This is a genomic window from Amycolatopsis sp. NPDC057786 (assembly GCF_042797905.1).
GTDB lineage: Bacteria > Actinomycetota > Actinomycetes > Mycobacteriales > Pseudonocardiaceae > Amycolatopsis.
In genome coordinates this window covers 18,247-27,625 of record NZ_JBHVKW010000110.1, presented here as the reverse complement: position 1 = coordinate 27,625, position 9,379 = coordinate 18,247, and the positions used below count along the sequence as shown (strand labels likewise).

At 69.0% G+C, this 9,379-nt stretch carries 5 protein-coding genes; 2 read left to right on the top strand and 3 right to left on the bottom strand.

Annotation, left to right across the window (positions count from 1 at the left end):
• Positions 1-96 precede the first annotated feature (96 nt).
• Entirely contained in the window at positions 97-1,581 is a 1,485-nt protein-coding gene (locus ACFVM3_RS35750) for a chitinase (protein ID WP_378444315.1), read from the bottom strand.
• Between the two features lie 161 nt (positions 1,582-1,742).
• Between ACFVM3_RS35750 and ACFVM3_RS35745 the strand changes: the two genes are divergently transcribed.
• The gene (locus ACFVM3_RS35745; protein ID WP_378444314.1) at positions 1,743-4,115 is read left to right on the top strand and encodes a Tex family protein; all 2,373 of its coding nucleotides are present in this window, start codon (positions 1,743-1,745) and stop codon (positions 4,113-4,115) included.
• 83 nt (positions 4,116-4,198) lie between these two features.
• Here the strand turns inward: ACFVM3_RS35745 and ACFVM3_RS35740 are convergent, their stop codons facing one another.
• A complete protein-coding gene (locus ACFVM3_RS35740) occupies positions 4,199-5,929 on the bottom strand; it encodes an acyl-CoA dehydrogenase (protein ID WP_378444313.1) in 1,731 nt (576 codons plus the stop codon).
• A 25-nt stretch (positions 5,930-5,954) separates the two neighbouring features.
• Positions 5,955-7,292 carry a serine hydrolase domain-containing protein gene (locus ACFVM3_RS35735; protein ID WP_378444312.1) on the bottom strand — a complete coding sequence of 446 codons (1,338 nt, stop codon included), beginning with the start codon at positions 7,290-7,292 and terminating at the stop codon, positions 5,955-5,957.
• Positions 7,293-7,567: 275 nt separating this feature from the next.
• Between ACFVM3_RS35735 and ACFVM3_RS35730 the strand changes: the two genes are divergently transcribed.
• Positions 7,568-9,208: a DEAD/DEAH box helicase gene (locus ACFVM3_RS35730; RefSeq protein WP_378444311.1), complete on the top strand. Its 1,641-nt coding sequence runs from the start codon at positions 7,568-7,570 to the stop codon at positions 9,206-9,208.
• The last annotated feature ends 171 nt before the right edge of the window (positions 9,209-9,379 follow it).

Below are 9,379 nucleotides of genomic sequence, written 5' to 3'. Positions count from 1 at the left end.
GCCAACTACCGCATCCAGAGGACTAAACGCGGGCGATGGAAGGGGCGGGTGCCGTCGCCCGCGCGACGCCGGCACCCGCCCCGGTCTAGCGGATCATCACGGGAGGCCCGCCAGTCCCGCGCTCACCGTGTTCGACCACGCGTAACCCTGCGAGGCGTCCCAGTTGATCGACCAGGTCATCGCGCCCCGGATCGTCGGGTACGTCGTCGAAGGTTTGAACGAACCGCAGTTCGTGCCCTTCGCCAGGCAGTTCAGCGCGTTGACCGTGTTGCCGGGCGCCTGGTAGCCGCCACCGGCCGCCGAGGTCGACGCGGGCAGGCCGAGCCCGACCTGGTCGGCGCGCAGTCCGCTCTGCAGCTGGATGCAGGCCAGCGCGGTGAGGAAGTCGACCGTGCCCTGCGAGTAGACCTTCTGGTCGCAGCCGAGCATCGTGCCGCTGTTGTAGTACTGCATGTTGACGATCGTCAGGATGTCCTTGACGTTCAGCGCCAGCTTGAAGTACTCCGCGCCGGTGTTCTGCATGTCGATCGTCTGCGGTGCCATGGTGATGATCGAGCCGCCCGCCGCGTGGATGCTGCGCAGCGCCTGCGTCATGTAGGTGGCGTTGACGCCGTTCTCGAGGTCGATGTCGACGCCGTCGAAGCCGTAGGTCGCGATGAGCGACTTCATGCTGTTGGAGAAGTTCGTGGCCGCGGCCGCGGAATCGACGCGGATCGTGCCCTTCTCGCCGCCGACGGACAGGACGACCTTCTGCCCGCGTGCCTGCGCCGTCTTGATGTCGGCCTTGAACTGCGCGTCGGTGTAGCCGCCCAGCTGGCTCGAAAGACCCGAGTCGAGGGTGAAGGTGACGGCGCCCGGTGTGGCCGTCGCGTCGGCGAAGGACACCGCGATGATGTTGTACTTCGTCGGGACGTCGGCGAGCTTGAGCGCCTTCGCGCCGTTGTAGAAGTTCTGCCAGTAACCGGTGATCACGTGCTTCGGCAGGTTCCCGGTCGGCGGGGTGCTCGTCGTGGTCGTCGGGGGGTTCGACGTGGTGGTCGTCGTGGGCGTGGTCGGCGTGGTGGGGGTCGTGGTGGGCGAGCCGCCGGGGCCGTCGAGGTTCACGTCGTCGGCGAAGTACGCGGGCTGGCCGTACCAGCCGTGCAGGTAGATCTCGACGCTCGTGGTGGACGCGCCGGTGGTGAAGCTCAGCGAGAGCTGCGACCAGCTGCCGCCACCCGGGGTCCAGGTGTTCTTGTCACCCGTCCCGGTGCCGGTGACACCCAGGTAGGTGTAGCTGCCCTGCACCCACGCCGAAAGCGTGTACGCGGTGTTGGCCTTCACCGCCACGCTCTGCGAGCAGCGGGCGTTGTCCTGCCCCACCGGAGTGGCGCTGAGCGCACGGGTGCCCGAGTGGACCGGCGTGGTGACCACCGCGTTCGCTCCGGTGCAGGTCCAGCCGCTCGTGGTCCCGAGTTCGAAGCCGGGGTTGGTCAGGATGTTGGCGGCCGAGGCACTGCCCGAGACCGCGAAAGTCACCCCCAGGCACACGGCCAGTGACGACAGCAGGGCGAGGAACGCGTGTTTGGGCTTCACTTTCACGACTGGCCTCCACGAACGGGTGATGTCGGCCACATCAAAATGGTACAGACCAATACAACTGTCAAGGGTTCGGTTAGAGGAGGCCATACGAAAGTCGGCTCGGCACGAGCGGCAGAATGCAGGGTCCGAGAGCACCCGAGGGCGGATTCAGGAGCGTGGGAGTGAGCGTGCAGGGCCTGCAGACAGTCGAGCAGAAGATCGCCGAAGAACTCGGTGTGCGCGAAGGGCAGGTCAAGGCGGCCGTCGACCTGCTGGACGGCGGATCGACCGTGCCGTTCATCGCCCGGTACCGCAAAGAGGTCACCGGGATGCTGGACGACACCCAGCTCCGCACCCTCGAAGAACGCCTCCGCTACCTGCGGGAACTCGGCGAGCGCAAGGTCGCCGTGCTGGAGTCGATCCGCAGCCAGGGCAAGCTGGACGAGGCGCTCGAAGCGTCGATCATGGCGGCGGACACCAAGTCCCGCCTCGAAGACATCTACCTGCCGTACAAGCCCAAGCGGCGAACGAAGGCGATGATCGCCCGCGAGGCCGGTCTGGAGCCGCTCGCCGACGGGCTGCTGAGCGACCCGAACACCGACCCGCAGGCCGCGGCCGCGGTGTTCGTCGACGCCGACAAGGGTGTCGCGGACGCGCAGGCGGCGCTCGACGGCGCCCGCGCGATCCTCGTCGAACGCTTCGCCGAGGACGCCGACCTGATCGGTGAACTGCGCGAGAAGATGTGGGCGGAAGGCCGTCTGGCTTCGAAGGTCCGCGACGGCAAGGCCGAAGAGGGCGCGAAGTTCTCCGACTACTTCGACTTCTCCGAGCCGTACACGAAGCTCCCCTCGCACCGGATCCTCGCGATGTTCCGCGGCGAGAAGGAGGAGATCCTCGACCTCACCATGGAGTCGGAGGAGCCCACCGAAGAACCGCGCACCGGGCCGACCGAGTACGAGAACCGCATCGCCCACAAGTTCGGCATCTCCAACGAGGGCCGCCCGGCCGACAAATGGCTCGGGGACACCGTCCGCTGGGCGTGGCGCACGAAGATCCTGCTGCACCTGGGCATCGACCTGCGAATGCGGTTGCGCCAGTCGGCCGAGGACGACGCCGTCCGCGTGTTCGCCGCGAACCTGCGCGACCTGCTGCTCGCCGCCCCGGCGGGCACGCGCGCCACGATGGGCCTCGACCCTGGCTTCCGCACCGGCGTCAAGGTCGCCGTCGTCGACGCGACCGGCAAGGTCGTCGACACCCACGTGATCTACCCGCACCAACCCGCGAACAAGTGGGACCAGTCCATCGCCGAACTCGCCGCGCTCTGCGCCCGGCACAAGGTGGACCTGATCTCGATCGGCAACGGCACCGCGTCGCGCGAGACCGACAAGCTGGCGGGCGAGCTGATCAAGAAGCACCCGGAGCTGAAGCTGACGAAGGCCGTCGTCTCCGAGGCGGGCGCGTCGGTCTACTCGGCGTCGGCTTTCGCTTCGCAGGAACTGCCGGGCATGGACGTCTCGCTGCGCGGCGCGGTCTCCATCGCGCGACGGCTGCAGGACCCGCTGGCGGAGCTGGTGAAGATCGACCCGAAGTCGATCGGCGTCGGGCAGTACCAGCACGACCTGTCGGAGATCTCGCTGTCGCGTTCACTCGACGCGGTGGTCGAAGACTGTGTGAACGCCGTCGGTGTGGACGTCAACACCGCGTCCGCGCCGCTGCTGACCCGCGTCTCGGGCATCACGACGACGCTGGCGGAGAACATCGTCGCGCACCGCGACGAGAACGGTCCGTTCAAGACGCGGAGCGGGCTCAAGGAGGTCGCGCGGCTCGGCCCCAAGGCGTTCGAGCAGTGCGCGGGCTTCCTCCGGATCCCGGACGGCGACGACCCGCTCGACTCGTCCTCGGTGCACCCGGAGGCCTACCCGGTGGTGCGGCGGATCCTGTCCTCGACCGGCACGGACATCCGCTCGCTGATCGGCAACTCGCGGACCCTGCAGGCGCTGAAGCCCACGGAGTTCGTCGACGACACCTTCGGTCTCCCGACGGTGACCGACATCCTCGCCGAACTCGAAAAGCCGGGCCGCGACCCGCGTCCGGCGTTCAAGACCGCGACCTTCGCCGACGGCGTCGAGAAGATCGGTGACCTCAAGCCGGGGATGCGCCTGGAAGGCGTCGTAACGAACGTGGCCGCGTTCGGCGCGTTCATCGACGTCGGCGTGCACCAGGACGGGCTCGCGCACGTGTCGGCGCTGTCGAAGAACTTCGTCAAGGACCCGCGTGAGGTCGTCAAGCCCGGCGACATCGTCAAGGTGAAGGTCCTGGAGGTCGACGTGCCGCGCAAGCGGATCTCGCTGACCCTGCGGCTGGACGACGAGCCCGGCAAGCCCGCTCGTGAGCAGGGCGGTGGCGGTCGTGACCGTGGCCAGGGCGGCGGTCAGCGTCAAGGCGGTCAGCGCGGCGGCCAGGGCGGTCGTGGTGGCGGCCGGGACCGCGGCGGCAACTCCGGTGGCGGCGGCGCCATGGCGGACGCGCTCCGGAAGGCAGGCTTCGGCAAGTAAGGCTGCTGAAGGGCGCTTTCCCCACATGCGATGCGGGGAAAGCGCCCTTCACCGCGTCAGATGCGGGGAAAGCGCCCTTCAGCTCACGGGTTCATGGCGTAGGCACCCGAGAGATCCCGCACCAGCGACCACACGTGGTCGAAGCGAGCCGCGTCCACGACCGGCTTCCGGATCGAAGCCAGCGCGAGCGCCTGCTGCGCGTCGGTCGAGGACGCCTTCCCGTGCAGATCGATCGCGGTGACGCTGAAGTCCTGCACCAGGATGGCGAAGATCTGGTCGACGACCTCGGTCTCGATCCCGGTGATCTCCGCCTGCTCCAGCACCAGCTGCCCGTACACGACCAGCGTGAACAGTTCGGTCAGCGCGAGCCCGAAGTCGATGTCCTGCTGCTGCGCCTCGTCCGGCGCGGCTTCGGTGAACAGCTTCACCAGCGCCTCGGCCTGCTCGGTGAACCGCGCGACGTTCGGGATCGCGGACGCCTTGGCGTACGCCTCACGCCAGTCGTGGAACCGCACCTTCGACAGGCCGCGCGCGGGGCCCTGACGGAACAGGAACTCGTCGTCGGCCGCGTCGGACCGGGTCGGCACCGGCTCGTAGGGCTGCGGCGCGAACAGGTACGCGGGCACGAACTTCGCGATCAGCGCGAGGTTCACCGCCACGGTGCCTTCCAGCTTCGGCAGGCCGTCGATGTCGTTCTTGGACATCGCGAGGTACGTGTCGGCCTCGAAACCCTTGGCCGCCACCACATCCGCGACCAGGCCGATGACCTTCTGCGCCTCGGTGGTCACCTTCATCTTGGTGATCGGGTTGAACAGCAGGTACCGGCGGTCGTCCGGGTTCGCGCTGCGGAAGTAGTCCACGGCACGGTCGGAGAACAGCTTCATCGCGATGAGCCGCGCGTACGCCTCGACGAATTCCCGGCGCACGTGCGGGAATTCGGTGACCTTCTTGCCGTAGAGCACCCGGTTGTGCGCGTGCGTGATCGCCTCGTACAGCGAGTGCGTCGACATCCCGATGCCGCCGAAGCACAGGTTGAACTTGCCGATGTTGACCGTGTTCAGCGCCGCGGAGAACGCGTCGGCGCCGACGTGCAGGATGTCCTCTTCGGACACTGGGTAGTCGTTGAGCTCGAACTCGGCGACGTACATCTGTGACGGGACGACGTTCTTCACCACACGGTAGTTCGGGTGCTCCGAGTCCGCGTAGAAGAACACGTACTGGTCCGGGCCCTCGACACCGTCGATGCGGCCGAACACCGACACGGTCCGCGCGCAGTTGCCGTTGCCGATGTAGTACTTCGACCCGTTCGCGCGGTAGCCGCCCTTGCCGTCCGGGGTGAGCACGAGGTCCGACGAGTAGATGTCGGCGCCGTGCTCCTTTTCGGACAGTCCGAACGCGGCGACGCCACCGGCCGCGAGCGAGTCCGCCGCGCGTTTGCGGGCGGCCTCGTTCGCGCTCTGCCACACCGGGCCCAGGCCGAGGATGGTGACCTGCCAGGGGTACCAGTAGTTCAAGCCGTAGAAGCCGAGGATTTCCGACAGGGCCGCGACCCGCGCTGTGTCCCAGCGCTTGTCGGGATTCCCGTCGGCGTTGGCGCCGGGAGTGAGGAACGTCGAAAAGAGCCCTTCCTTGCCCGCGAACTCGATGAAGTCCGCGTAGAAGGTCCGGTCGTGGTAGTCCTCGACGAGCTTGCGCTTGCCACGCTGTTCGAACCACTCGATGGTGGCACGCAGCAGGCGACGCGTCTCCGGGTCGAACTGCCGTGGGTCGTACCCACCCGGGTTCAGCAACAACGCGGTCGCCTTTTCGCTCATGGTCACTCCTGGTCAGCCGAAGTTACTACCCGGTAACCGTAGCGCCTCGCTTCGCCGTCCGGCCACCGAACTCGATCGAAGTCACCTCCCCGTGGTCGTTCCGCAGGAAACGCGCGGTGGGCTTGCGGGTGTCGGCGGCGGGGGCGATCGCGTCACCGCCCACGAAAACGGCCTCGAACGGCGGCGGCGACGGGAAGCCTTCGACGTCGGCGACCAGCTGAGCCCAGAGGGCGCCGTCCCGATCGCTGATCACGAACGTCAGGTCACCGGTCTGGTAGCGGCCGAGGTACTCGGCGAGGTCCGGCTGCGGCACCGGCGGCGGACTGGTAAGCGGAGGCAGCCCGACCACCCGCTCCAGGCACCAGTCGACGATCTTCGCCCCCAGCGCGGACCCGCCCGCGCTGTTGGTCAGCACCGTGACGGCGAAATCCTCCTCCGGCAGGGTCACGAACTCCGACAACTGCAGATTGCTCACGTTGCCGCCGTGCCGGACCAGCCGGGCGGCGCCATGGGTGGTGTGCAGCCAGCTCAGCCCGACCTCTTCGAACCGCAGCGCGGCCTTGCGCTGCGGCGCGCGCATGAGGTCGCGGGTGGCTTCGCTGAGCGGCGGCTCGCCCTCGGCCTTGCCGGTCAGGAAGAACCGGGCCCATTTCAGCTGGTCTCCCGCCGTCGACCACAGTCCGCCGCTCGCGCTGTCCGCGCGGGTCAGGCCCACGGTGTGCTCGACCGCCGCATCACCGTCGCGCAGCACGTGGCCGACGGCGTGACGGCGCGTGAGCACCTCCCACGGCAGGTAATACGACTCGGTCATGCCGAGGGGTTCGAGCAGCCGGGAGCGGACCACGTCCTCGAAGGGCTCGCCCGCGACCACCTCCACGACCCGGCCTGCCAGCTGGAATCCGGCGTTGCAGTAGGAGAACACCTCGCCGGGCGGGAAGTTCTGCGGCAGGTCGCCGAACTTCGCGATCGCGAGGGCCAGTGCGTCGTCACCCCACCCGGTGGTGAAGTCGACGTCGCCGAGAAAACCGGCGGAATGCGTGAGCAGATGACGCAGGGTCACCGTCTTGCGCGCCACCGGATCCGCCAAGGGGAGGTCGGGGAGGTACTCGACGACCGGCCGGTCCAGGTCCAGAACGCCGTCTTCGACCAGGGCCAGCACGGCGGCCGCGGCGAAGGTCTTGCTGGTGGAGCCGATCATGAACAACGTGCCGGGATCGACAGGGAGCCCGGTGTCCACACTGGACACACCGGTGGCGAACACCGACTCCTCGCCCCGGTACGTCACCCCCACCACCGCTCCGGGAACGCTCGCGCGCCGCGCCTCCTCGTCGAGCACCCCTTGCAGATCCTGAACGTTCGACACCCTTGTCCCCTTTCGTCCGGTCAGGTCAGCGTTTCACCGCGACGCCGCATCCGGCTCGTCCGAACCGACGAACATCGGCGGACCGGTGCGGGCGATATCACGTAGCCCGGGAGATCACGGCCGAGGTACACTGATCCTGCGGTCCGCTCAGTTCTGCCTCGGGCCGCGTTTCGTTGTCGAAGACCACGCGCCGCGGCCCCCCGAGGTCTGCGCCGGGCAGGACAACCGTTCCTATCCTTACGGAGATACCAGGGCGCCCGTGCGCCCACACGCTTATGAGCACACCTACTTTCACCGAACTCGGCCTGCCCAAGACCCTCGTGGACTCGCTCGCCGAACAGGGCGTCACCAGCCCGTTCCCCATCCAGGCCGCCACGCTGCCGCATTCGCTGGCAGGCCGGGACGTCCTCGGCCGCGGCCGCACCGGCTCCGGCAAGACCTACGGCTTCGTGCTGCCCGTCCTCGCCCGGCTCGCCGAAGGCCCGACCCGTCGCCGCCCCGGCCGCCCGCGCGCGCTGGTCCTGGCGCCGACGCGCGAACTGGCGACCCAGATCGAGGCGTCGTTCCTGCCGCTGGCCAAACCGCTCGGCCTCAAGGTCACCACGATCTTCGGCGGCGTCAGCCCCAACCCGCAGATCACCCGGCTGCGTGACGGCGTCGACATCGTCGTCGCGTGCCCCGGCAGGCTCGCCGACCACATGCGTTCGGGCGAGGTGAAGCTCGACAACATCGAGATCACCGTGCTGGACGAGGCCGACCACATGGCCGACCTCGGCTTCCTGCCCGACGTCCGGCGCATCATGGCCGAGACCCCGGAGCGCGGGCAGCGGCTGCTGTTCTCCGCGACCCTCGACGCGGGCGTCGACGTGCTGGTCAAGCGCTTCATGCACGACCCGGTCACGCACAGCGTCGACTCGGCCCAGTCGCCGGTCTCGACCATGAAGCACCACGTGCTGCACCTGGAGGAGACCCACCGGCTGGCGGTGCTGATCGACCTCACCGCGGCGCCGGGCCGCACGCTGGTGTTCACCCGCACGAAGCACCGCGCCAAGCAGCTGACGCGCAAGCTCATGGCCTCCGGCGTGCCGGCGGTCGAACTGCACGGCAACCTCGGGCAGACCGCGCGCACGCGCAACCTGGAGGCGTTCTCCTCCGGCGCGGCGAAGACGCTGGTCGCGACCGACATCGCCGCCCGCGGTATCCACGTCGACGACGTCACGCTGGTCATCCACGCGGACCCGCCCGTCGAGCACAAGGCGTACCTGCACCGCTCCGGCCGGACGGCGCGGGCCGGTGCGTCCGGCACCGTCGTCACGCTGATGACCGACGCGCAGGTCGGCGACGTCCGCGACCTCACCCGCAAGGCCGGGATCAAACCCACCACGACGCAGCTCGGCCCCGGCCACCCGCTGCTGTCGGAGCTGGCGCCCGGTGAGCGTTCGTTCACCGCTTCGCCGCGACGGCCGATCGTGGACACGCGGCCGAAGCGCGTCAGCGCCAGCGGTGAAGCCATCCCGGGCAAGGGCGACGACGAAGACCGTCCGGCGAGCGGTGGACGTGGCGGCCGCGGTGGACGTGGCCGAGGCCCCTCCGCCGGTGGCCGTGGCGCTTCCGGTGGCCGTCGCGGCAGCTCTTCCGACGGGCGTTCGCGGCAGCCTCGCACCGAGGGCGACCGCCGCGGCGCTCCCGCAGGCCAAGGCCGTCGCGCGGCCGACAGCACCGGACGTCGCGAAGGCGCGCCCAAGGGCGGCGGCCAGGCCCGGCGCGGTTCCGCCGCCGAGTCGCAGCCGCGCCGCGGCTCCGGCGCCGCGAAGTCCCAGTCCTCGCGGAACCAGTCCGGCGGTGCTCCGGCCCGTCGCGGCGGTGCCGCCGCGTTCTCTTCGGGGACCCGCGCCGGCTCGCGCCGCTCGCGCTAGCGCTCCGCGGCCTCCGTCACGCGAGTTACGCCTCTGATCACGCGAGTTACGGCTTCAATCACGCGAGTTACGCCTGCGATCACGCGTGATCCGGCGGCCGGCTCGCGTGATCAGACGGACGACACGTGAGTTGGCCATCTGATCACGCGAGTCGTCCGCCTGATCACACGA

Coding starts and splice junctions, on each gene's coding strand:
- ACFVM3_RS35740 (WP_378444313.1), bottom strand. CDS start 5,929: ATGAGCGAAAAGGCGACCGCGTTGTTGCTGAACCCGGGTGGGTACGAC.
- ACFVM3_RS35730 (WP_378444311.1), top strand. CDS start 7,568: ATGAGCACACCTACTTTCACCGAACTCGGCCTGCCCAAGACCCTCGTG.